The sequence below is a fragment of the Paenibacillus septentrionalis genome (assembly GCF_042659865.1).
GTDB classification, from domain to species: Bacteria; Bacillota; Bacilli; order Paenibacillales; family Paenibacillaceae; genus Pristimantibacillus; species Pristimantibacillus septentrionalis.
Genome location: NZ_JBHSTE010000008.1, coordinates 81,588 through 107,871 on the forward strand (window position 1 = coordinate 81,588; position 26,284 = coordinate 107,871).

At 41.2% G+C, this 26,284-nt stretch carries 15 protein-coding genes; all 15 read right to left on the bottom strand.

Going from position 1 to position 26,284, the window contains the following annotated elements; all coding sequences use genetic code 11:
- Positions 1-30 precede the first annotated feature (30 nt).
- Positions 31-4,422 carry an Ig-like domain-containing protein gene (locus ACFP56_RS19975; protein WP_379237937.1) on the bottom strand — a complete coding sequence of 1,464 codons (4,392 nt, stop codon included), beginning with the start codon at positions 4,420-4,422 and terminating at the stop codon, positions 31-33.
- Between the two features lie 173 nt (positions 4,423-4,595).
- Positions 4,596-5,798 carry a methionine adenosyltransferase gene (gene metK, locus ACFP56_RS19980; protein WP_379237939.1) on the bottom strand — a complete coding sequence of 401 codons (1,203 nt, stop codon included), beginning with the start codon at positions 5,796-5,798 and terminating at the stop codon, positions 4,596-4,598.
- Between the two features lie 166 nt (positions 5,799-5,964).
- Positions 5,965-6,234 carry a small, acid-soluble spore protein, alpha/beta type gene (locus ACFP56_RS19985; protein WP_379237941.1) on the bottom strand — a complete coding sequence of 90 codons (270 nt, stop codon included), beginning with the start codon at positions 6,232-6,234 and terminating at the stop codon, positions 5,965-5,967.
- Between the two features lie 183 nt (positions 6,235-6,417).
- A complete protein-coding gene (locus ACFP56_RS19990) occupies positions 6,418-6,909 on the bottom strand; it encodes a hypothetical protein (RefSeq protein WP_379237943.1) in 492 nt (163 codons plus the stop codon).
- A gap of 59 nt (positions 6,910-6,968) precedes the next feature.
- Positions 6,969-9,425: a hypothetical protein gene (locus tag ACFP56_RS19995; protein WP_379237945.1), complete on the bottom strand. Its 2,457-nt coding sequence runs from the start codon at positions 9,423-9,425 to the stop codon at positions 6,969-6,971.
- Between the two features lie 302 nt (positions 9,426-9,727).
- On the bottom strand, positions 9,728-12,154 hold the full coding sequence (locus ACFP56_RS20000) for an S-layer homology domain-containing protein (protein WP_379237947.1): 2,427 nt from the start codon (positions 12,152-12,154) through the stop codon (positions 9,728-9,730).
- A gap of 442 nt (positions 12,155-12,596) precedes the next feature.
- Positions 12,597-16,784, bottom strand: a complete 4,188-nt coding sequence (locus tag ACFP56_RS20005; protein WP_379237950.1) for an S-layer homology domain-containing protein — start codon at positions 16,782-16,784, stop codon at positions 12,597-12,599.
- Positions 16,785-17,078: 294 nt separating this feature from the next.
- Positions 17,079-18,215, bottom strand: coding sequence for a glycosyltransferase family 4 protein (locus ACFP56_RS20010; protein ID WP_449290050.1), 1,137 nt, complete (start codon positions 18,213-18,215; stop codon positions 17,079-17,081).
- Positions 18,216-18,415: 200 nt separating this feature from the next.
- Positions 18,416-19,177, bottom strand: coding sequence for a WecB/TagA/CpsF family glycosyltransferase (locus tag ACFP56_RS20015; protein ID WP_379237954.1), 762 nt, complete (start codon positions 19,175-19,177; stop codon positions 18,416-18,418).
- Positions 19,178-19,185: 8 nt separating this feature from the next.
- A complete protein-coding gene (gene csaB / locus ACFP56_RS20020; RefSeq protein WP_379237956.1) occupies positions 19,186-20,325 on the bottom strand; it encodes a polysaccharide pyruvyl transferase CsaB in 1,140 nt (379 codons plus the stop codon).
- Positions 20,286-22,412 carry a DUF5693 family protein gene (locus tag ACFP56_RS20025; protein ID WP_379237958.1) on the bottom strand — a complete coding sequence of 709 codons (2,127 nt, stop codon included), beginning with the start codon at positions 22,410-22,412 and terminating at the stop codon, positions 20,286-20,288. The genes csaB and ACFP56_RS20025 overlap by 40 nt, the downstream gene beginning before the upstream one ends.
- A 115-nt stretch (positions 22,413-22,527) precedes the next feature.
- Positions 22,528-24,240: a phospho-sugar mutase gene (locus tag ACFP56_RS20030; protein ID WP_379237960.1), complete on the bottom strand. Its 1,713-nt coding sequence runs from the start codon at positions 24,238-24,240 to the stop codon at positions 22,528-22,530.
- A gap of 29 nt (positions 24,241-24,269) precedes the next feature.
- Positions 24,270-24,707 carry a 3-hydroxyacyl-ACP dehydratase FabZ gene (fabZ, locus tag ACFP56_RS20035; RefSeq protein WP_379237962.1) on the bottom strand — a complete coding sequence of 146 codons (438 nt, stop codon included), beginning with the start codon at positions 24,705-24,707 and terminating at the stop codon, positions 24,270-24,272.
- Positions 24,708-24,996: 289 nt separating this feature from the next.
- Positions 24,997-25,437, bottom strand: coding sequence for a DNA-directed RNA polymerase subunit beta (locus tag ACFP56_RS20040; RefSeq protein WP_379237964.1), 441 nt, complete (start codon positions 25,435-25,437; stop codon positions 24,997-24,999).
- 15 nt (positions 25,438-25,452) lie between these two features.
- Positions 25,453-26,283 carry a flagellar hook-basal body protein gene (locus ACFP56_RS20045; protein WP_379237966.1) on the bottom strand — a complete coding sequence of 277 codons (831 nt, stop codon included), beginning with the start codon at positions 26,281-26,283 and terminating at the stop codon, positions 25,453-25,455.
- Between the last annotated feature and the right edge of the window lies 1 nt (position 26,284).

The window sequence follows — 26,284 nt, forward strand, 5'->3', positions numbered from 1 at the left end:
CCGTGCAGCTTTGTAAAAGAAGTTATGATGTTATTTTTGCAAGTATCCTGCACGCTCCAGCAAACGCTGAATCATAATGATCCCTTGAACGCGCTCTGCATTGTCTTTTGGCGAAAGAGTAGTCGCTGAGGTTCCAGAAATAATACCAACCTCAATCGCTTGAGCCAGCCCGGTTCGTGCATAAGAGCTTACGGATGACTTATCTTTGAAGCCATTCAGTACACTATCTGCTGAAGACCGAAGCTTTGTATCCAGGCCTACCGCATTGGCAGCACGAATCATCATAATCGCCATATCCTGACGGGTAATGTAGCTGTTTGGTGCAAATGAAGTCGACGACACCCCTGCTACAATACCAGCATCTACTGCGGCACCAATATATCCACCCATAACAGAGTTGCTGTTTACATCTCTAAACTGCTTAGCCGCATCTTTATTGGCGCTTAAGCCCAAACCTCTAACAATATACGTCGCAAATTCACCACGCGTAATATTAGTTTTAGGATTGAAATTCGTTGAGCTATGCCCATCAGCAATAAACTTGCGCGTCATTAAGTTAATAGACGGAAGTCCCCAATGCTTGGATGAATCATTGAATACCTTATTATTGGATACAACGGCATAGGCACTGTTGCCAGGACGTTTGAACGTTATAGTCGTTGTATTGCCTGATTTACTGAACGTTGTCGGCACGTACGAAATCTGCCCAACGACCTCATCGTAAAATACAGCTGTTGTCGTACTATTCGTAATCGAACGTGTTGTATGAACTTCACGCGTTAAGTTACCTGTAATTTTAGCTGCTTGAGATTGCGAGCCATTGACGATGAGAGCATCGTAATAGAATGGCCCTTCAAGCAATGTTGCTCCGCTGCGATTGATTGCTGTTACAAGTGACGTTGTAGCAGGCGTATTGCCCTCTTCGAATACTAATTTAAGATAATTAGACATCGAGTTGCCGCCCAGCGCCCGAGAAGCCGCTGTAACGTCTACAGAGCTAACTGGAACTTCATAGGTATTGTCGCCATGTTTGACGACCAGGTTGAAATCCCCTCTTCTTGCCGCCATTTCCAGAGCAGATACAGGATAGGCAACAATTGCAGAACGTTCAGAGCTTGGAACCTCAAAGATCAGATCTGCATTTGGCATTTGTGCATCGGCTAATGTCGTAATCGCTGTAACAAGCTTATCTGTTGCTAGCGTATAACGATTGACGGAAAAGCCGCCCGGTGAAATATCACTAGATGTTGTAGCTGCCGATGGTCGAATAATGAGTCCTTTAGCATCTGAAGCATAGTCATTTGACAAGCCATCTAGCACCGTGGTTTGATTGGCAACCGCCAAATCCGTAAATCCATTTACCGCCACTCCCGTAGCACTTCGAAGCGAGCTGTTCGTGTTAAAGTAAGAAACTTTAGCTGTTTCGCCAACCTTTGTCTTTACATTAAGCTTCAAAACAACCTGTGACCCGCTGATTAAAACGTTCGAGATGGTTCGAGAATTTTCTGAAATTCGAACCAAGAAGTTGCTTGCGCTTGGAACAGAGCCTGCATCTAGATTGCCCGAGAAGTTTAATGTCAGCGTATCGCCTCTCACGATTGCACCTTGAACCGTAACGGAAGTCGTACCGCCAGGATCAGCCGTGCCTGCTGTCGCTCTTACATTTGAGAATGAGACGGCAGCATTATTGTTGTTATCTTGAATGGTCGATCCCGTACTAAAATATGTGACAAATACTGTATCTGAGCTTTTCGGGGTCGAAGAAAGTGTTAATACAACAGTATCTCCGCTCAGATCAACGGACTGAACCGTGGAAACGCGTCCGTTTACTAGAACAGAATATTGATATGCTCCCGGTTTCGAGTTCGTATTAATGGTTTTGTTGTACTTAATATAGAGTTTATTGTCAGTTAATGTAATCGTCTGAAGTACAGGTGCGCCCGGTGCATTATTATTGCCACCGCTTGCTGTACCAACTGTGTGCGTAAAGGAATCCACATTATTGCTGGATAAGCCAGATAACGGGTAGAGCCCTTTCACGTAGTTGACTACAACGGTTGCATTGGCTGAAATCGATTCGTTCAGTGTGATAATCAGGTTATTATTCGTTTGTGCCAAACGATTAACCGTAATAACTCTATTATTGGCCGTCACCGTAAATTGAGTGTACGCCAGAGAATGAATCGTATCCAAATTCTCACTGAATGTCAGTGTAATCGTGCTGCCGCTATAGCTGCTTGATGCAATTACTGGATTCGTTGCTGTAAATCCATTCGTTGCGACACGGTTAGAGAAGCTTGGAGCCTCATTGCCTGTTAAGTCTTGTATTTGACCAACTGAACCCTTGCTGTACGATACGAGAACCTGCTGATTACTCGCAACATTGGAAGCTAGTGTTAGGAAGACTACGTTACCTTCAATTTTTACGGCGTTAATGTTGCGCGCATTGCCCGCAACTGTTACGTAAAAGCTAGCAGGTGAAAGATTCGTATTCTCCTTCAATAGCTCATTGTACACTAGTCGAATTGTGTTGCCGCTTACCTCGGACTTCGTGATAGAAGGAGGAGTAGTGTCTCCGCCTAATGTTTTGAATTTCCATTGATATTCGTTTTTGATCCCTACAAAATAATTGCCGCTTTGATCACGTATAGAGTTCGGTTCGATATTAATGTAATAGTCCGTATTTGGTTGTAGTGACTCCGTAGGTGTCAGCACAACGACTTTATTGTCACGTGAATCTATTGATAGTACCGCTGTTACATGACTTGCTTGGTCCGTTAAGCTATAAATCGTTGCTTGGTTGTTATTAGTATTAACTTGAACAGGCTTATCGAACGTCATCTTGAAGCTGCCGTTTGTCGCAACTGTTGTACTAAGATTCACTGGCGATAACGATGAAAGCTGTGGTCCCACTTGTTGGGATGAAACGGTAAAATTATAATTTTTCCCAGACAGGCCTGCGAATGCATTGCCCGCAACATCTACCAGCGCTTGATTAGAAATCGTCACATAATAACGTGTATTCACCGCATACGACTTCGCACTTTCTCCTGTTCTTGAAGAATGCGGATCAATAACAAGCTGGTTCGTGCCACCACCTGTTATGCGACTGGATGTAATATCAATTGAGCGATATACTGCGTCAGAATTATATTCACGAATCGTAATCGTTCCATTTTTTGCAAAAACCGGCTCTGAGAACGTTAAGATAATATTCTCATTCTTACCTACGGAATTGCTGCTGCTAGTAGGTGAGTACGTAGTAATCCGCGGTGGAGTTGTATCATTCCCGTAGCCAGTTTGGAATCTCCAATCTGTTGCTTCTGCCATGCCATAGTAAATTTCTGAAGGACGGCCACTTTCATAAAACGCTCCTGGTTCGATCGTCACATAGTAGTACGCATTTCTATCGAAATTTACAGCCGGATCAATCGTTACTGTCGTTCCATTAATTCTAATGCGTGAGCTATTTGCATTTTCATTAAATATTAATTCGTTAGTCGCAACGTTTCGTATTTGAACTTTTTTATTGCTGCTCGCTTGAACACGTTTGTCAAATTCAAGCTCTAAATTGCTCGAAATATTTACTCCAGAAGCACCATTTTCAGGGGAGAAAGAAACGAGCTTCACTGGACTCTCGCTTGTATAAAATCTATAGCTTCCACCTGCAAAGCTATTACCTGATGCATCTGTTATATTATTGTTACTGAATGAGATCGTATACAATGAAGAAGGTTTTAAAGGCGTGCTTGGCGTAATTGTAATTGTGTTCGTACCACTTCCGACAATTTCAGAAGAAGAAACCGGAATAGAACGATTATCATTGCTGCTCGTTAAGCTAATGCTGCCACTAGCTACGTACACTGGCTTGCTGAACGTAAAGGTCAGTGAAGTCGTCAGCGGTAATGTAGTATTACAGGTACCAGATGTGTTACAGAGGCCATGTGAACTTAAAGTAGGCCTTACATTATCCGTAGTTTCGATTGTTTTAAAATTCCACGTTACAGGAGAATTTATTCCAGCAAATAAAGCACCATTAGATTCATTTGCAACAGCGCCAGCTTCGATTAAAATATAATACTCTGTATTTAGGCTAAGTACGTTCGTATTAATACTAAATGACAGAACATTGTTTGAAACAGTAGCATTGCTCATTGGAACGGTTTGCACTGCTGTGTTATCAACATAGCGATAAACGGTAATGTTTTTATTAGTGTCGTGCTTCACAATATTTTCGTCGAATGTCACCTTAAACATAGCACGCAGTGGCACGTTCATCGCGTCATCCGCAGGACTCAAGCTTACGACAACCGGTCCTAATGTCGCAGCTGCTGCTTCCCTTTGTATAAGACTAACTGGTAAAGCTAATTGTAAAACCAACAGTACTGCAATAATTAACGATAGTTTTTGTTTTGCCCGCATTCAGTTCACTCCTCAACATACACTCGTATTTTATTTTTCGGTTTTTCATCCCTAAAAATGAAGGGCCTTTAGTCTCAAAACCATAATCAACTGAGTTTCCTGCAAAATAAAAAAGTCAGATTTCACATCCAATTAGACGTGAAATCTGACTCAAAAGTTTCTAAGTTATGGAATTAAAGTCCTGCGTCGATTTTAAGCGTTTCTGCTTTATCTACACGCTCCCATGGAGCATCGATATCTGTGCGACCAAAATGACCATACGCTGCAGTTTTAGAGTAAATTGGACGACGAAGATCCAGCATTTTAATAATACCTGCAGGGCGTAGATCAAAGTTTTTACGAATGATCTCAACCAGCTTGTCTTCTCCAACTTTACCTGTGCCATACGTATCCACATTAATGGAAACTGGCTGTGCAACACCAATTGCATAGGCCAACTGAATTTCACATTTATCTGCAAGCCCAGCAGCTACTATGTTTTTCGCTACATAACGAGCAGCATACGCAGCAGAGCGGTCTACTTTTGTTGGATCTTTACCGGAGAATGCACCGCCGCCATGACGCGCATAGCCGCCATAAGTATCAACAATGATTTTACGGCCAGTTAAGCCCGCATCACCTTGAGGTCCACCAATTACGAAACGACCTGTAGGATTGATAAAGTATTTTGTTTGCTCGTCAAGCCATTCTTGTGGTACAACCGGCTTAATGACATGCTCCATCACATCAGCTTGAATTTGCTCAAGTGTGATATCTTCAGCATGCTGAGTCGATACAACGATCGTGTCAACACGAACCGGCTTGCCATCAACATACTCGATCGTTACTTGAGTTTTTCCATCTGGGCGCAAGTAATCCAATGAACCGTTTTTACGCACTTCAGATAGACGACGGGCGATACGGTGCGATAATGCGATTGGAAGCGGCATTAACTCAGGTGTTTCATTCGTAGCAAATCCGAACATTAGACCTTGGTCACCAGCACCAATATCTTCATTTTCCTGATTAATGTCTTTACCATCACGAGATTCAAGAGCAGCATTGACACCTTGCGCAATATCAGCAGATTGCTCGTTAAGCGATGTTAACACGGCACAAGTGCTGTAGTCGAAACCATACTTGGCACGAGTATAACCGATCTCCTTAATTGTACGACGAGCAATTGCTGAAATATCAATATAATCAGCTTTACTCGTGATTTCCCCAATTACAAGCACTAGGCCTGTAGCAACAGAAACTTCACATGCAACACGCGCATTAGGATCAGCTTCCAAAAATGCATCCAGAACAGCATCAGAAATTTGGTCACAAATTTTATCGGGATGACCTTCTGTTACTGACTCTGATGTGAATAAATGGCGTCCTTTTACCGACATCCGTATCAACCTCCCATATACTTATCTATATAAGAATAACCTTATACACAAAAAATGAACCTTTTCCCGAGGGAAAAGGTTGATTATCAACACTTCTAAGATAGAATAATACAGAAAATCATGCTTCGTGTCAATGCAAGTCAAATTCCCAGTTATTGTGTCGGTGTTACAGTTGTCCTAGCACTTGCTCAGCTTGCTGAATAAGACGCTTCGTTATAGAGCCGCCAATGTAACCAACGTTGCGTGTCGAAACCGTTGTCCAGTCAATAGAGCCTTGCGTTGGAGCAGCAGATGCCCCGAGCTCACCTGCAAATTCTGAGTTAAAATCCTGTTGACCACCAGTTGGATAAAGTCCTAGCTCAGCCGCTAGCTCGTATTTCATCGCATTCAGCGCTTCTTTTGCTTGCGGAACAACTACTTGATTTCTTCTGCTCATTTTTTCTCCTCCTTCGTCTTTCCTAACCTAAAAATGATTACATCATTAGTATGTCGACAGAGAATTAGAATACGCTGATGAAGTTTTTACAACACTGGCTAATCCTTGCTCCTTATCCATTTCTAATCGTATAAAAAAAGCGCCAAGCCATTAACGGCCCAGCGCTTTTTATTGAACATATCATCATTGCAAAGAATAAGTGCCTTTAACTAAAACAATTAATGATGTTTTAGAATCTGATGCCGCTTGAATACCGCGACCGTCACGTGGAAACCATATCAAATGATTGGCAGGAACCGGAGAGCCTTTTTTAATGTCAGCACCCGCTGTTACATCGGATATACCGTTGCTATCTGAACTGTAGGCAATCGCTTTGCCTCCGCGCACTACAATTTCACTACCTGCATCAACCATTAGAATCTTATTTGTCGGAACGGTCACGACCTCAAGCGTAGCTTGCCCAGTCGAAGAGGACCCGCCACCAGTAGAGCCTCCACCGCCTAATTTAGCGATTTGCTCATCGACATAGCTTTTAGTCACGACAGGATCGTTCACAGTTCCTGGTGTCACAGAGCTCGTTCCAACCGTAATCGCATTGCCAATAATAACTCCTGCCACGATTCCAACAGCGATAAACGCTGAAGCTCCTAACCATTTCATTGAAATTTTCTTCACCTCGTTCATCTCCTCTCTATTATACGATACAAGATTACGAGAGGAATTGCTAGAGTTGATTAGTTAACCGTACCGAATTGTAACTCTTTCGAAGCGATTAATTTTTTGTAGCCTTTGTATTCAGTATAAACATTCACATTATAAGTAGTAAAATTCTTTAGGTGTGCAAAATTATTTTTAACAGATAACGATTGTGACTTACGAGTGCCTAATTGTAACGAACTCTCCTCATCAGTGTTTATCGAGAAAGACTGTGAGAATACAATACTTGGAGTAGTAGCATCTGAAAACTCAATAATAATATTTTCAACATCACTATACGCAGGAGCTTCATCTCGAATTTTTAAATCATATTCGAAGTCCAACTTAACTCCATCAATTGTCCATCCGCCATCAGAGCTATCTAATTGCCCATAAAAGTTATATAACGATACTTCATACTGATTAAATATCAAATTCGAAAAATCTGAATCGGTTTCAACATTTTTAAATAAATGTTGAGTATACACTGGATTTATCAAAACTTTTTGCAACTCTTCAGTTCCTGCGATTGCTTCCCCAAAATATAAATTAATCTTCTTATCTTCATAATTTTTCGGAGTTACAGCAGAAACATATATTATTGCTTGGCCATCTGGTAGCAATCTAGTCTCATAACTCTTAACTTCCAAATCAATAATATCTTCTTTGCTGTTTTCAATATAACCAATTAATTTGGTCGGAACTGCAGCACGTTTTTCTTTATTAGTGTATTTTAATTTGGCAACAAATAAATCATTTTGTTTCCCAGAATATACACTTGAATCCAAAACAATGACATCACCACGACCACCTAATGTGTCGATATTATAACTTTGGTTACTTGCCAAAAGTCTAGCATTACTCATTGATGAAACTTCAAAAGAATGAATGTCTTTAAGCCCTGATTCTGCTTTCTCCTGCATTCTAAATACGATTTTATCTGCATTCTGAATATAAGGAATTTCCGTATATGCAACAATTTTATAACTTTGTCCTGGAGAAACTGCAACTAAACGATCAAGATTCATAATTGTCGTGCTTTCTGCAGACAACTTAACTCCATCAAGCTCAAAAAGACCAGTCATGTCTAGTTTCCCTTGACCTTTATTACCTTTATTTGTAACTTTGAACTCTGCAATTAGCAAATCATTTATACCATTTGGAGTACGTTGTAAAGAGACTTGTTCAATCAACATATTTTGATATGTTGCAGAACTAGAAGATGTCTGCTCAGGCTGTGTTGATTTTCCAATTGAAATTTGATAGCTACCTAGATAATTATTTTGTGAATTTTCATTGTTTTTCACAAAAACCACAATTTCACTTGTTTCTAACTTAAGGTCTTGGGGAATCTCACCCTGCAAAGTTATTTCTTTTGCGATTTTGGGAAGTAAATCAAATTCTTCAGTTTCGACAGATACAATCGGGTATAAATACCCCTGAGAGCTCTTGATATAAAATTCAAAGTCAGGAAGTTTAACTTTGTTATTTCCTTTGTTTTCTAGAGTAACCTTAGTCTCTACTACTGACTTTTTATTTGTATAACTTAAACTACTCTCATTCATTGTTAATGCTATCGATACACCATTAATGGTGTACCTCGTCTCTTTATTAGCTTTATTTATAGCTGTTGAAGATAGTTTTGGCAATATGAATGTAGCCTTAGGAATGTTTATTGCTGCTCCTTCATCTTTCAGCATTACGATAACTGATAAATTATTGTTAGCAAAAGATTTTTCAACAGCCGTAGTTAATATTATATTTTTACGTTCCTGTGCTCTTAACGATACTTCTTTTGATGATTTTTCTAACTCTATTAGAATACCTTTCCCATCACTTAAATAAAACTCTAAAGAGTTGAGATCAAGGAGATTATTAGCTTTATTACGAATTGCCATGTCTAAACTTATATGTGCATTTTGATTATCAGTATACATTTTATAATCACTTACGAGAATATTCATTAAGGCTTTATTGATATTAATTTCTTTAGCTTTTTTATAATCTGTAAAGCCGTTAGTGCTCGATTTCAAACTTCCTATTATCCGTTCATAATTATTTGCGTTAAAATCCCATTTAATTAATTCTATATTTAGATCTGTCAATTTTTCTTTTTCATCAACATATGCATAAAAAGTTAGATATGTAGTAGTTTTTGGAATAACATATTTCTTGTCTTTATCTTCACCAATAAGCTTTGTTACATAGGACTTATTATTGCTGCCTTTAATCTTTGCCCAATAATCGATTAAGTTGACTGTACTGTTAGAGTTATTTTCGAATAATAAAGTAAATGATGCAAGGTTTCCGACCTCATCTCTCACTACCTGCGCATCATAAAGAGTGACTGAAACACCTGTTGTTAAACTGATTAATGAAGATTTACTTTGTGCATTTACAGTACTAACAGGAGTAAAAAAAGAGCCTTGAATAACTAAACAGCATATCATTACTACAATAAAGCACCTAAATATATTCGTATTGTTTCTTATCAAAAGATACCCCTCCTCTTCTATAGAATAAAACGATTCTTATATCTAAAAAGTTGCGCTCGATTATAATAAGTTTTTAATCCTTTTCAAACTTCTTATATTCACATTTGAATCGTATGTATGTATACGTTTTAGTTCATACTATATAAGTACTACATTAGATCAAATTGAAATTAATTACACTAACTAATATACACCTTGTACATCCTGTTATAAGCCAAATAAAAAACTGCACCCCAACTACTAGATATTTCTAGCAATTGGGATGCAGTTTAATTCATAAACTTCCTTATAAATAAGGACTATTAGTTAGTTACAACCACGTTGATAACGAAGAACTTACCTTCAATTTCAACATTAAGTGTAGCAGTACCAGTGTTGCCAGAAAGTGATGCAGCACCACCTGTTGCAGCTACAACGTTTTGATTTGAAGAAATAACGTTTGCTGTAACACTAGGTACTTTTTCATCGTATTGGTTATACGCTGTGAAAGCACCGTTAGGTCCTACAAGAGCAGCTTGAAGATCAGTACCAAGTTTAACTGTAATAGATGTTTGGTTTTGAACTACTCTATCAATAGCATTCTCAGAAGTCTTAACGACTGTAATAGCTAGAGTACCAATTTGGACACCGTTGTAAAGAACTTTCACATTTTCAGTGCCTGTAACACCTTGAGCCTTAGCAGAAATCTCTGCACCATTAAATTTAACAAGTTTGCTATCAGCTGGTTCTAGTTTTGCTACTGGATTTGTACCAGCAAAATCATTTTCATCAATTTGGCCAATTTTGTTGCCAGCAGTATCTTTTAAGAAGATTTGAACTTTAGTTGATTCTGGTTTAGCTTTAGATACATCACTATGACGATAAGAATCGATTGTCAAACCACCATCAGCTTCAACAATATAACCTGCAGCAGTACCTGGGCTAACTACAGAAGCTGAAATTCTCTTAGAAGCAGAGATGCCTTCAACTGCAATTGTTAGTGTAGTGTTACCATTAGAGGTTCCATTACCTTGTGCTACAGTTACTTTGTATTCGCCTTTAGTAATCTTATTAACAGTGCCATCTAAAATTAGAGCAGTGTCAGCTGAAGTAACAGTAACAGTAGAATCAATTTTCTCACCGAATTGATCCTTTACTGTAACATCAAATGTTGCAGGTACTTCAGAACCATTTACAACACGTACAGAAGATACGGATAGATCAAATGAAGTTGGAACAGCTTCTTTTCTAACTGTTACTACAACAGATTTAGAAACCGTGCTACCAGAAAGTGTAGCGCTGTAAGTTACTGTTGCAGAACCTTCTTGAACAGCTCTGTATTGACCAGAAGTTTGGTCGATTACAAGAATAGATGGATTAGAAGATCTGAATGAAACACTAGTAGGATTCACTAGTTGACCAGCTTGATCTTTAACCTCAACACTTGCAGTACCAACTGTAACCGCATTGTTTGGACCTAGATGAACAGTATTTTTATCATTGCCAATTTCTAGCTTTGTAATATTCAAAGCAAGAGCTTCTCTAACTGTGATGATTACGTTACCAGTAGTAACTTTGTCGTTACCATTTAGAGTTGCATTAACTACAGAGATGTAGTTCGTGTTTGTTACAGATGAAGCAGCTTTTGCTGAACCATCATTCTCGATAGAAACTACAGATGGTTGAGAAGAGACAATGTTGAATGCGCTAGAAGGATAATCTTTAGAGATATCGTTTCCATCAGCATCTTTAACAACTAGCTCAAGAGTTGTTCCTACAGCAACTGTAGTGTTTTTGAACTCTACAGTAGCAGCTTCAGCCTTTTTGTAAGTGAAGCTTGAAGAAGCAGCTTCAAGAATGCTGTTCTCTGCACTTACAGCTTTAGCAACAGAAACTGTATAAGCAATGTTTTCAGTAAGAGTTGCCGCTAGTTCGACAGTTGCTTTGTTACCATCAACTGTTACTTTAGAAACATATACTTCATTACCATTCTCATCTTGAATTGTTACATCTTCATTGTTAATTGTTGCAACTTTATCATTGAACTCAAGTGTTACTGCACTTGCAACTGCAGCAGATGCTTTAACAAGCTCAAGATCAGTAATTTCATAGCCTTTAAGACCAAGGATAGTACCTAGTTTTTTGCCATCGATTTTGAAATCAAGAGCAGTAACTAGAGACTCATAGATGTTGCCGCGAACAGCATTTGCAGCTTTGTCAAGGTCAGCAGAAACCAACTCAAGCTCAACTGCTTTGTCAAATGCTTCAGCATATTCAACATCTACGTTAAGTACGCGAAGTAGAACTGCTGCGAATTGTTGGTTAGTAATTGGGTTACCTACGCCGAAACGTGTATCAGTTTCACCGTTGAAATATCCTTTTTCTTTAGCCCAAGAAACATAACCATTGTAGAACTTAGAATCAAGATCAGCAAACCCATGAGTATTTGCATGAGCTTCTGCTTGAGATTCAGCACCTAGTAGACGAGCAAGTAGAACTGTTACGTCTTGACGTAACCATTCTTTGTCTTCATCTAGACCTGCGGAAGTACCTTTAATAATGCCAAGATCTTGTAGTTTTTGACCTGCTGCTTTACCGTCAGCAGAAACAAGTGTTGCAAACATGGAGAATACCATTGCGATTGCAACTAGTAGTGATAAACTTTTTTTCATAACCTTTTTTTCTCCTCCTCTAAATTGCTTCGGTTGTTGAGAGTTTTGTTTTGATAAAATATGGCTCGTTTTACTCATAGCCAATTCACCCCCTTCCTAGAGTAGAGCACGTAATTATAAATGATGTCTACGAGCACGTTCGCGAATGTTGATACGCACTGTAGAAACTTGTAAATAATGAGAGAATACTGCTAGATTACATGTATCACTATAACATTATACAATGTTGTGCCCAGACCGTAAAGAGAAAGTTGAATTTTCATTCCAAATCTTTCCGAATTCTAGGTTCCCTGATCCCTCATTCAAACTTACATTCTTTTAGACGCACGCTGTAATAAAAAGTTGCGACCAATCCGCAAGTTTTTCACAATCGAGAAAGGAAATGTGATGGAAATTTTTATTTATTTCTGATTTCTATTAACAGTATAGCCTGTACTAGATTTGAAGTCGATACCAAACTTTTACCATTACAGCAGCAAGCGGTACAAGAGCACTTAGGCTCTTATACCGCTCGTGCTAATTAGTTATAGATAGCAGGCAGCTTCTTCAGTTTGTTCATGACACGCGCCATAATAATAGCAGCATCACTGCGCAGCATTCTCGCCTTAGGATCAAAGATATTGCCTGCCTTAGGATCTGCGCTATTAATCGGTTTACCTTGGATAAAGCCTTGCTTCTGTATCGCTAATACTGCTGGAATCGCATAGAAATCGAAGCTCGCTCCATCCAAAAATGCTTTATCCAGCTGTTGTTTTGCTTTTGTTGAGCTCGTTTCCAGTTTAAGCTCTAAAGCACGAGCAAGGATTACAGCTGCATCTTGACGAGTAATCGATACATCTTCACCGAAGAATCCAGGACGAGTACCATTTACAATACCCGCTCTTGCTGCTGTTTCAATGTAACGATAGTCATAGATCGCATTGGCATTGCTTGCATTCGTAATCGTTTCAGGATAATACGTGAAATGAAGGCTGCCAGCGTAGTTTAACGGCAGATCTAGTGCGCGTACAATCATACGTGTAAACTCACCGCGTGTAATGTACTCGTCTCCACCAAAGCGATTAACTGGCTCACTTGCGTTCATAACGCCCTTGGAATAGATAGCCTCCATTGCTTCACGCGCATAGCTGTGGTCGATAATGTCGTTGTAGCTGCGTGTTAGCTTAACCGCTACATAATATCCGAACTTGCTAAACGGCACTGTAATAGTGCCTTTTTTCTCGTCCACGACACCACCCACATTTTCCCATGTACTAGCATAAGGATCAAAACGAAATACCGTTATCGTCGTACTAGCACTCTGTACAATACTTGGATCATAAGCAATCGTTAATGAGCCCACATTGCTAGGAACAAGCTCACGATCAATTAAGCCGTAACGGCTCGCAAAATTCCCAGTGTATTTGCCCGCAATATTCGGGAATGGGAATGGATCCAAACCTGATGTTATCGGATCATATTGTGGTGATGAAATATCCGGATCATCCGCTAAGCCTGCATCAATCCAGAACAATGGACTTGCCTTAATGAAACGGTTCGCATAGCTTTCGAACCTCGTTTTAATATGGAGCTCACCTGTTGCTTGACTATTCGCAGAGTAATCAGGCGGTTGGCTCTCGAACATATGTCGGTTTACAATCCCATCATCAGGGTTAGCTATCGCGAACAAGATATCATGCCCGTTATACACCTGTGTTGCATAGTTAGCAGATTCATTGTATTTCGGTCGTATCAAATTCGTGTTTTTCGGGAACGTTAGCGTTAGTGCATTATTAAACACCTTGTGGGAACTCTTCATCGTTTCAAGGTACTGCGCTCCCGGAATATTCGTTGGCACATACTTGACGGTGAAGCTATCCGTCGTAGTTGTATCCCCTCGTTTTATCGTAAAGCTGATTTTCGTATCTCGATTCGCTCTCAAGTCATTCACAACTGCTCTAAAGGCTTTAGTAGTCGTTGCTGTTCCTGTGCTGTAGTCAAGATAGTCAACAGGCTCCATCGTCTGCTTACCAATAGTAATCGACTCTGCTCCTGGCGACGCAATAATTACTTCTACAAAATTTTGATTCGTAATACGCTCTTCCATAACTGGTGACTTGATGGTGTAAGGAATCGATATTGGATTGATCTCTAAGCGATACGTGGCGCGAGGTCCACTTACACCTGTATTAAATACCGTAATAACATAAACAAGCGGACTTCCGTCTTCAGGCATCTGTTGGTTCGTGATGTTGAAGAAGAAGTTTTGTGCATCTTTATCATAATAGAACGTAATGTTCGCATCTGGTGTCGATGCATCTGAAGCACCGCTGTTATAAACGCGTTCTGCACCAGTATTTGTTTTTTCGACATTGCGAAGTCGATCTACTACCTTAAACTGCTTACTTAGGTTCCACTCTACTGTCGTATTCCAATTCGGATTAGCAATTTGAACGATGTAATTATCTTTGCTGCTACCTAGTTGAGTTAGTGCATTATTGATTTGAGTTTCATTAAAGCCTAAATCGATAAAATCAAATGTTCCGTATACATTAAATTCAGCCTGTCTTGTCGTATATACGCCAGCGTTGGCGGTAAAATTAGAATCACTTGCTGTTGGAGGCCAATTACCAGCTGTGTATGGATATACTCCATCCGTATTAAGAGCAGGAACAGATGGCAGATTTGTTGGAACTACGTTGAACTTAATTGTATTCTCATAGCTGTAACTGCTTGAACGGAATACAAACTTAACCGTATTTTCCCCAGCCTTATTCATGATAGAAGTAATCCAATCACTAAAGGTTGTAGTAACAGATTGAATTTGTCCTGAGTTATTGATCGTTACACCTTTAGGAGTGAATAATGGCGATTTCGAATTTGGATTGTTATCAGCATGATAATTGTAAGCTTGAATTGGAACTTCAACATTATTCAAGTACAAGAATACTGTTTGCTTTTCTGTAGTTGATGTCGGATAAACAATATCGTTATTGTTTGCAATATTCATAATGCGTCCAGTTAGCGCACCAATTCTCCTTACGAGTGCCTCATTATCATCTTTGTAAGAATCAAAGTTGACTGACATACCATTTACAAGGTTTTCAAATTTCACATAAGGACCATACTGAAGCTTGAATATAGCTGTTTTTACATCCGTAACCGCATTGCTGCTAGTTAGTTTAAATCCAAATGTGTTTGTGCCTGATCTGTCCATATTCGAAAATTCCAAAAATACTCTTAAGTAGGAAACATCAACACCGTCAACTGTTCGTGTTACCACCTCAGTAATTGGTGTACCATCAGATTCGGAAATCACTTTATATGAATAATTTACTCCATTAATTGTGACTTCAAGCTGATCAGTAATAGAATTACTATTATTAATAGCTCCTAATTGACCATAATTAGCAATAAGCAACTCAACAGCCATCGGCATGGAATAAACCTCAACTCCAGCTGCTGGAATATCTGTTGCTTGCAACGCTTTAATACGAGCCGCAGTATTTACAGTCGCATCATAGCCAGACAAATAATTAATATCAGCGATATATGCTTTTGTGCCATCGCGCAATATAAATTGACGAGTATCTGAAGTATCATACTGCGTTGCGTTAGGCGCCTGCATTCTAAAGCTTATTGGTGTGTTCATTGCAAGCGTTGTTGGTAGTGTATAACTATATCCGACTGTTACATATTGCGTGCTAGACGTTAGCGTCTGTGGATTCAATGAATCAATCGAAACAGCAGGGTTTGTTGCCTGACCTGTAATCGAAATACTCATATTACGCTGAAGCGCCTGGGTAAATGCTGTCATATCGCTTGTATCAACAGGTGTTGTGCCACTATTAGCAATATCATACAGCGGCAACGGAATGATTGCTTTACCTTCAAGCTTTAACCCATTATTCATATTAACAGAATAATCGCCATTATAGGAAAGATCGTAAGTTGTCGTGCCATTGACAAGTTTTTCGTCGTAATATGTAACTTCACCGTTGTAAAGCGTCACTTGTCTTGTTGTTTCAATAACTTGTCCGCCGTTAGTCACCTTAAACTTGATCGTGTTCATTCCTTTATTGATCGTAAGCTGTGACGTCGTGAAACGGAAAGTACCAGAAGTCTGTGAAACATTGAAATCGTAGCTGTAATTATTAATTTCAACGGTTACCTTTGTTGCATTTGGCGCATAACCATCCATTGTAATAATACCCGTTGGTGTTTGCGTTTGGCTTTGAGAGTACAGCATCGTTACACCGTTCTCAAGAACATCGTAGGAACGATTTTCAAACAAGATCTTCAAATCGTTCAGCATTGGGCTATCACGGAACTCAATGTAGATTGATTCCTCTACAGTTGATGTGCCTGCAACCCCTTTAAACGTAATTTTATTTAGACCGGCAAAAAGCTCAACATTAGATACGGTAATCTGATTGTCGCCTGTCGTTGTAATACCTGTTGAAATATCTTGCGTGCTGTTTAGTGGCGTATCACTGTTGCTTGTAATCTGTTCAACCTTATAGCTGATTGATGAGCCAACTACTCCGTTTATCGTCCCTGTTAAATTGACGAATTTGTTGGCTACAATACGCGCAGATGCCTTACTGTCCTTCTCATTCGGGAACAAGAAATAACTACCTGCAGCTTCAACTTGAGTTGCTGGGCCGTAAACTGGGATTAAAGTAACAATAAGTGCCAGTGTCATGAAGATTGAAAATAACTTTTTCAAGTGAAAACTCCTCTCCTTCTCATTTAATTTTCATATATGAATTGCACACTGTGCAGATCACATGAGCAATGAAAGCATGTCCACGATAACTCCTTTCCAAAATTTGCTGTTTACCAATACTTTAGACGCATAATTTGCTAAAAAGTTCCGTAAAGTTTATATCGGTTATTGTCGACTTGATTTAAAGTGCCAAAAATATGAAAAAGCACTAAGAAAACTAATTGCAAACAGAAAAAGACCAGCTCTCATAAGCTGGTCACATAAAAAAAGCTGCTGATTTCTCAGCAGCTTTTTTTATTTACTTCTTGATTCCGAATTAACTAGGCCAAGCTTCAAACCAAGCTTTTGTAATAAGCCGATCAATGGACGACGAGACTTGTCGACAATACCTATAATTTCAGCCCCGATTTGCGTTAAGAAGATCACAATGCATACGACGGCAAATGTAATCCAGTTTGCTCCGAACTTGATGACAGCTGATTGAATAATCGCCATGGCACCAAAAATTGCAGCAATACCCCAAATCATCAATACCGTTTTGCGATGGCTGTAACCTAAGTCCTGCAAACGGTGATGCAAATGTCCTTTATCAGGAGCAAAAATTGGCTTCTTATTAACTAATCGACGAATAATTGCAAAGAATGTATCGGACAGTGGAACACCGATAATTAACAACGGAATAACGAATGATACTAACGTCACCTGTTTGAATGAGATTAATGACAGCATCGCCAAGCAAAAGCCTAAAAACAGCGAACCTGAATCACCCATGAAAATTTTGGCTGGATAGAAATTATATCTTAAAAACCCGATTATCCCGCCAAGCAGTAAGGTGCTTAGCAAAATAACTGGTGTAAAGCCCATTATAATCGCCATAATTAAGATCGTTCCAATGGCAATACCCGATACCCCTGAAGCCAAGCCATCAAGGCCATCAATCAAATTAATCGCATTCGTTACGCCGACTATCCATAAAATCGTAACCGGAATACCGATCCAGTCGTTGATTTGCTGCATGTTTTCCCCAAATGGCGAACTCACAAATTCAATGGAAATATTAAAGCCAAACACAACCACACATGCCGCAACAATTTGCAGCACAAGCTTCAGTTTAGCAGAAAGTTCAAACCGATCATCCAAAGCTCCAGTTATAATAATGATGGTACCGCCTACCAAGACTGCCTTCAACAGGTTGAGGTCCTTGCCAAGCAGCATGCCTTCTGGAATTAAAGGCATCACGCAAAAAAATGAAATAATAAATGCAAGATAAATAGCAAGACCACCCATTCTCGGCATGATGCGTGTATGAACCTTCCGGTGATTGGGTTTGTCAATCGCACCTACAAAAAAAGCGAATTTTTTAACGAGCGGCGTCATAAGCAAAGCAACGATTAGTGCAATAACAAATCCAACCGCATAAATGACTCCCATTGGCATAACGTTAATTCTCCCCTCTGGAATACAAGCGGAACTGATGATTGTCTGTTTATCATTCTCTATAGACAATCAACTTATCCAGCGACTTTGATGCCAACTCTTTGTTTATATCAAGCATCGTGTTGAATTATACTCCGTTTATAAACAAAATACTACTAGCGATTTTAACGTTTTACTAAGAAAATAGGCTGTTTTCACGAATTATCAATATGTTTGGTAACATTATCTTTGTTACGCATCACTTTAAGCATAAATCTTGGCAATACCATCATGCGTGGTAAACGCTTTGGCTCCTGCAACAAGCGAAAGAGCCATTCCATCCGTACGCGTTGAATCCATTGTGGAGCACGCTTCAGCTTGCCAGAGATCACATCAAAGCTTCCGCCTACCCCCATAATGAGCGGAGCTTTCAATGCAGCGCGATGCTTGACAATCCACGGCTCTTGCGTATCTGCACCTCTTGCAACAAATAACAAATGCGGTTCCAGCTCAGCGATTTGAGCAACGACCTCATCATCCTGCGAAGCATTGAAGTAGCCGTTTCGGCTGCCTACAATTCGCACCTGAGGATATTGCATTTGAAGGGATTCAGCTGCTGCATCGATAATTTCCTGTGTCGTTCCTAACAAGAATACCTTCCAATGATGCGCTTCACCAACCTTAAACAGCTCATGAAGCAGTTCAATTCCTGTTACACGTTCAGCGACTGGGTCTCCACCTTTCGCTGCTGCCCATACAATTCCCGCACCATCAGGTACGATAATATCGGATTTCAGCATCATTTCCTTGTAGGAGGGAGATTCCAGTGCACTCATTACCATAATAGGGTTAGCCGTAATGACATGCGTTTGCTGTCCAGCATTTATACGGTCAGTTAAGTATTGTACCGTATCCTTCATATCCATCTTCGAAAAAGGAATACCAAAAATATGAACCTTAGGTATAGTTTTCGTCATGAGGGAAATCACCTCGATATATTCTGACGCAAAGTTTGACTAATTTGTTGCGCTGGTTTTTGTGATTGTTGGATTAATGTCTCAATTTGTCGGTTATGCTGCTCAAGCCATTGCTCGCGATTATTCACTATATAAGCCATCTCCGATGCAAACTTATCTGGATCGAGCTGCTCGGTAGTTCCAATCGGCTCACTATCGATTCGCTTTAAAAACTGATCAATTTTGGGATCATATGAGAGCCCCAGCATCGGTACTCGTTGGTTCGCTGCATAGATCAATGCATGAAGCCTCATACCAAAAAGTGCAGTGCATGATGACACGGCCTGCAGCATAACTTGCGGATCATCTGGTAGATCAGCTATTTCTACAGCACTCCCTTTTCCAATACGAGAGGCTATGTTTGAAACAATATACTCGGATGCTTCGATATCCTCAGGTGTGTGAAACGGTAAAAAGGTCAGTTGTACATCGCGTTTTTCTGTGAGCGCGATTAACGCTTCCCCAATTCGGTTTAAATCTGATCGGTCTTTGTTCCAAAAACGAACGGATATTCCGATACGACTCAAGCTTGTTTCATGAAGCAGAGCTTCGTTATGAGCCGGAAGCGGCATTCCCATTACCGGATCAGGTACAATATGAATTTCGGGATGCTTAACGCCGATTGCTTTCAGAAATTGAGCCGACTGCTCATCGCGTACTGAAATGTAACTGCTTTTTTTCATAGCGGAAACAATAAGCGGAAACAAGGACTTGCGATTTACGGGACCTATTCCTTGTGCATAGATAAATGTTGGTTTACCCAACCATTGGGCAAGTTTAATGATCCCTGTATAATACGGAACACTCTTCAATCCGGTTGCATCCTGAAGCAAACTTCCTCCGCCACTGATTAGTGCATGAGAGGAAGAAATCGCCCGCCATAGAGAAGCAGGATGCATTCGCGACACGGCCTCTACCTTATACATACGGGTAGTCCATTCCGGATTGCCGCTTAGAACGACAGGGATAATGGTAATCCCTGCCGCTTTGCTTTGTTCTTCTAGTGCAAGCAGAATGGAACGAAGCACCGCCTCATCTCCACTATTATTAAAGCCGTAATAGCCTGAAATTACGACGCGAAACGTTGCTGAAGCTTCGGCCATACCCATTTACGCCAAACCCCTTCCAATACAATCCATACTGCAATAAACATCAAGCCAATTACAATTCCAAGCCCTAGCCCTAGCAAGGTACGAACCGTGGAGATCATAATCGGAGAATGAATATGTGTAAATGTGCTTACCATCGTCAGCTGACCCATTGTACCTACAATAAGCAGCATCCATGACGCACGATAGCGAAGTGCAAGGAACAAGCCTAAAATAAGCGGTGGATGCCCGATCATAAATTCCTTGAAGCGTGGCCGTACCCCGACAGTTGATTCCAGCCAGTGTCGAATAACCAGCTCAATGGAAGAAACCTGACCACTATTGCCCGTACGAGACAAATAGTATACCCCGATTCCTGCAACAATAACAGCTATTACAACCCATAGCAGGCTGATTGGTGTTTTCAACAGCTTCCATAGACGTTGACCTGTACCTTTTGCACCTTGACCACGGTACAGCAGTACATAGATTCCGATCAATGCTAATGGAGCAAGGTGTAGCAAGCTAACGCCTCTAAACTGCTCAAGAACAAGACTATACTTAATGTTATACAGCAAACCAAAAACAATTGGCACTGCACTCAGCGTGATAAGTGTACCTACAACAAACCAATTTAACGCCAGCCCGAGTCTTTTCGTAACCGGAAGCTCTGGGAATATCCAAGTATCACTTTCAATATTGCCTTCACGTACAGGGGTTGTGCCGCTTAATGTCCAATTTTGATTTCCTAACATGCGGCGGTCTCCTATGGTGCGCGCATAAATGCGATTAAGCATCCATATGACACCAAGCGTTGGACCACTAATTGCTGCTCCCAAAGCTAACGCCTGCTCCATAAGCGAGCTGTTTAATACAAATAGTCCAGCCGAACCAACGAGTCCAAGTACAAACACAAGCACTTCCGAACTCGGGATAAATGCACCAACGAGAAGGGTAATAAGCGCAATCGCGGCCAGTACAACAACCATTTTTAGCAGCTTCACCCAAGAGGGATTTTCATAATTAAATGCTTTGGCGATTCCATCAGGGAAGCCAGCCTTGTCCATTTGTGCGATAATGCCTTGCTCGCCTGCAAGCGCATGGGTCAGCTTGTCCACTGAATGCTCCAGAACGCCTGTGTTTCCATTGGCCTTGATGCCAACATTCAAGAAGAACATGCGAATGTTGCGATCCTTAGCAGCCAGTTTAAAGCGATCCGTAATCGCCTCAGGTGTCATCGTAAAGCTGTCGCTATCGGATAATGAGTACAGACGGACCACATCATAGTCGAGCAAATACGCCAGCGTGTTCATACCCGTCTGCGGTACTCTTAAATTTTCAATAGCGGCAATACCCATTCCATACTGCTTTAATTGTCCAGCAAAATGATTCAAGCTTTTCAGCTCAGGCTGGTCAGTCGAACCCTTTGCTCTCGCGCCGTCAAATATAATGCGAGTTACACCATACTCATGCAGACGCTCCAATTGCCTTTCAACCATCCCTGCATTATAAGGCTGTACACGATCTGAAAACCGAGCAATAATCTGAAATCCATAGCTGGAAAGCTGCTCAATCGTAATAGGGTCAAAATCAAGTGTTTTCAAGGTAGCCGCATTAATCGCCTCTTCAATAATTACACCTGGCTTATCCTCATACGACCATTCAACGACATTAACCCCTTGCCGCTCGAACTCTTGCTCAATAATAGGTGCAATGAGATCAGCCTCATGCTGACCTGGAAATACAACGTAGGTATGGTTGACATTTGTATCTAGCACATTACCTTGCAAGGTCGCCATTTCTTTTTCGTTGTAATAGACTAGACGTCCAGATTGCATCAAATCACGCAATGAGCTTTCATACAACGACATTGATTTTACGCCCGCATCCCTCAAAGCAAGCAGCTTCTCATCGATGAACGACGCTACATCACTCTGGTAGTTAGCGATTTCTTCTAAATCGCGGTAGTCAAATACATATTCAACGGTGTCTGCCGAGGATTCCATGTTGACACGCAGCACGGCTAGTGGCATAGCTGCAATCACACCGATCAATGTAATGATCCATAGAATCGCTCTAGCTTTTTTGTTCAATTGCTTCCAACGCACAGTAACCCTCCAATTTCTAAGAACGATAACTCAAGCAAAGGCAGGATTGCCAATTAAGCAAGCTTAACAGGCAACCCTACTGCTGATATATGCGATTCTTATCGTTTATTCCTTCTTAAATCCCGTCTACACGCTTCATTACTGCTTCACTAATCGCGGTTTGCTTAGCCTCTGCATCAGCTGCTGAAGTGCCCTTGACTGCAAAGTACACCTTAATTTTAGGCTCCGTTCCAGACGGTCTCAGGCAGAACCAAGAGCCGTCTTGCAGCATATATTTCAATACGTTTTCTGGGCGTAAGCCGTCCAGACCCATCGAATAGTCCAGAACGCTTGTAACAGCAACGCCAGCCACTTCTGTTGGAGGATGTTCCCGGAAGCTAGTCATAATGGACTGGATTTGCGCGACGCCATCGATACCCTTCAATGTACGAGATTGCTGACTCTCCAGGAAGTAGCCAAACTGCTCGTAGAGCTCCTGCAATACATCATACAATGTTTTGCCTTGTGTGCTATAATATGCAGCCGCTTCACAGATCAGCATAGACGCTACAATCGCATCTTTATCTCGAGCATAAGTACCTGTCAAGTATCCGTAGCTCTCTTCATAACCAAACAAGAAGGTTTTCTCACCTGTTTGCTCATAACGAGTCATTTTTTCTCCTATATATTTAAAGCCTGTTAGCGTATTTTCTACACTAGCGCCATAATGCTTGGCAATTACTTCACCCATCTCGCTTGTTACAATGGTTTTAATGACAACCCCATTGTTTGGTAATTGTCCTCGTTCCTTCAACTGGCTTAGTAAGTAGTGGATCATGAGCGCGCCCGACTGATTACCGGTCAGCACCACATATTCGCCTTCATTGTTCTTAACGACAGCTCCCATACGATCAGCATCAGGATCCGTTCCAATAATGACATCCGCCCCAACTTTTCGAGCTAGCTCGATTGCCAGCGTAAAGGCTTCTTTTTCTTCCGGATTTGGTGATTTAACAGTGCTGAAATTACCATCTGGCTGCTCTTGCTCAGCAACAACATGCACCTGCTTAAAGCCTGCTGCAGCAAGCACATCGCGAACCGGCATATTGCCCGATCCGTGAAGCGGCGTGAACACGACTTTAAAAGTTTGTCCCAGTTCTCCCTGTAATAGGGATTGATTAACACTTTGTGCTACAACGGTTTCAACGTATGCCTGATCGATTGCTTCATCAAGCCATACAAGCAATCCAGCCTGCTCAGCTTCAGCTTGCGATAGACGTTTAACCTCGTCAAAGCTACTGATCCGTGCGATCGATGCAATAACCTGTTCTGCTTCCTCTGGAATCAATTGACAACCATCTGCTCCATACGCTTTGTAGCCATTATATTCAGGCGGGTTATGACTTGCAGTTACAACGACACCCGTACTAGCTCTCAAGTTACGAATAGCAAACGACAACTGCGGTGTAGGGCGCAATGAACGGAATAGATAGGTTCGAATTCCATTTGCCGCTAAGACTAGCGCCGCATCCAGAGCAAACTGTGGCGAGTTGTTGCGAGAATCATGCGCAATTACTGCTGACGGCTGCTCAAGCCGTTGTGCCAATAGCCAATTCGCTAAACCTTGCGTCGCTTTCCCTACCGTATAAGCATTGAGACGATTCGTACCAGCTCCCATAACCCCGCGCAAGCCGCCCGTGCCAAACTCCAGGTCGCGATAGAATCGATCCATAATTTCTTGCTCATCCGCCAAGCCTCTAAGCTCCTGCTTTGTCGCCTCATCAATATTGGAATCATTCAGCCAGCTCTCGTATCTGCTCTTTGCCTGTTCTTGTGATAATTGTGTCATTTGATACCCTTCTTTCCTGTCCTTGATTCTTATTCTTGATTGGCGTCAGAAAGAGCAAACATAAGCTCGCCTTCAGCTACTACTTTACCGTCGACTTTCGCAATGCCTTTGCCTTTACCAATAGGGCCTTTTAATCGTGTAATCTCAACTTCAAGCGTCAACGTATCGCCTGGCTTGACTTGTCCGCGGAAACGGAAGCCATCGATTCCAGCAAAAAAACCAAGTTTCCCTTTGTTTGCCTCTACCATCAGCATTGCGACTGATCCAACCTGAGCAAGAGCCTCTACAATAAGAACGCCCGGCATAACCGGATAACCGGGAAAATGTCCAACAAAATAAGGTTCATTCATCGTTACATTTTTAAGACCGACTGCGCGTTCACCTGGAACGACTTCCGTAATGCGATCCACAAGCAGAAACGGTGGGCGATGCGGTATGATTTTTTGAATTTCATTAATATCCAACATTAGTCATATCCCTCTTTTCGTTTTATCAATCTTTTACGTATAAAATTAGCTTGTCAAACCTATACTATAGCTATCCTTCAATGTCCTGCAGGAAATGAAGGTTGAGATAAGGAAGCTTGCTTGCAAGAACATTGGTTCTAATGTAGGCAAGCTTCTTTGTGCTGTGTGATTTTACCTAGCTTTCAACTATTATAGACTACCTTATGAAAAATGAAAACTTAACGAAAAGTAAAAATCAGCCAGCAAGCTGCTGACTGATTATCACTTTCGTCTCTATACATAAAGCGGTCTATGATTCAGAAAAAATCAGGTCCCATAGATGCTTGTATGTGCTGAATTGAAACACTTCTTCCTTCGGTTGATCGCCCATTATGACATATCCGATGTACAGACCAATCAACAGCATAACGATCATAATAAGCGGTGCTATACTTTTGCGCACAATCCAAAACAGACTGCGTGCCCATAACGGAGCTTTCTTTCGCGGGTGCTCCTCCTCTTCCACTTCTACTGACTCAGCATAAGCGGAATGGATCGCTTCATTATTGGCAGCAGATTTACGTTGCTCTTCCTTGCCACGGCGAGAAAAACGGGATAAGAAAGATTCCATTCTGCCAGCAGCACGATGCTTGTCTGCACGCTTTGTAGAAACCTCTTGCCCTTTATTTTTCCATTCTTCTAGAATGGGATCTATTCCCTGTTTTTCATCGTCGTATCTTTTTTCACTCATTTCTTCACCTTCGTTCTAACTACTGCGCAGATTGTTCGCTAGTTGCATCATCGTATCACTAGAACTTAGGGCTCTTGCTGCTAGCTGATATGCACGCTGAACTTTAATCATATCGGTCATTTCTGTAGAAAGGTCTACATTGGACTGTTCCACATAGCCCTGATGAATCGCGAGGCGATTGTTCGCATCAGGCTGAATCTGTACTACTGCTTGCGCTGCAACTGCTCCTGGCGCTACGGTAAACAAGTTGTCTGCTGCCTGTATAAGCGCATCAGGACGAACTGCTTCAACCAATCGAATTTGTCCAAGCGCAATAGAATCACCCAGCTCATTTACCGCATTAACCGATCCGTTAGACAGCACCTGCATCGAATACCCATCTGGAATCACAATTCTGCCTTGTGAGCCATCAGGCAGAGTAGCCATGACCGGATAGCCCTGTGAAGTTGTGAGCACAGGCTCGCCCGCTGCATTAATACTAATTTGAAAGGAGCCGTCTCTCGTATAGGCAGTTGTGCCTTCGTCAACCTGCACCTCGAACAGCGCGTTCCCCTCAATCGCCAGATCAGTCAACACGCCAGTCTCATTAAATGTGCCTTGTGAAAAATCAGTAGAGATTCCTGCCACACGCGAGCCCCAGCCTTGATTCAAGCCCAGTGGAGCACGTCTGCCATCAAGCCCGAAGGCCTCCGGCTGATTTTTTGTATTTGTCAGCAGATCCTCAAATACCGTTGATTTTTTCTTATATCCTACCGTATTGGAATTTGCTACATTATCAGCAATCGTATCCAGCTTCATTTGATAGGAGTTCATCGAATTTAATGCTTTAATCATCGAGCTATTCATG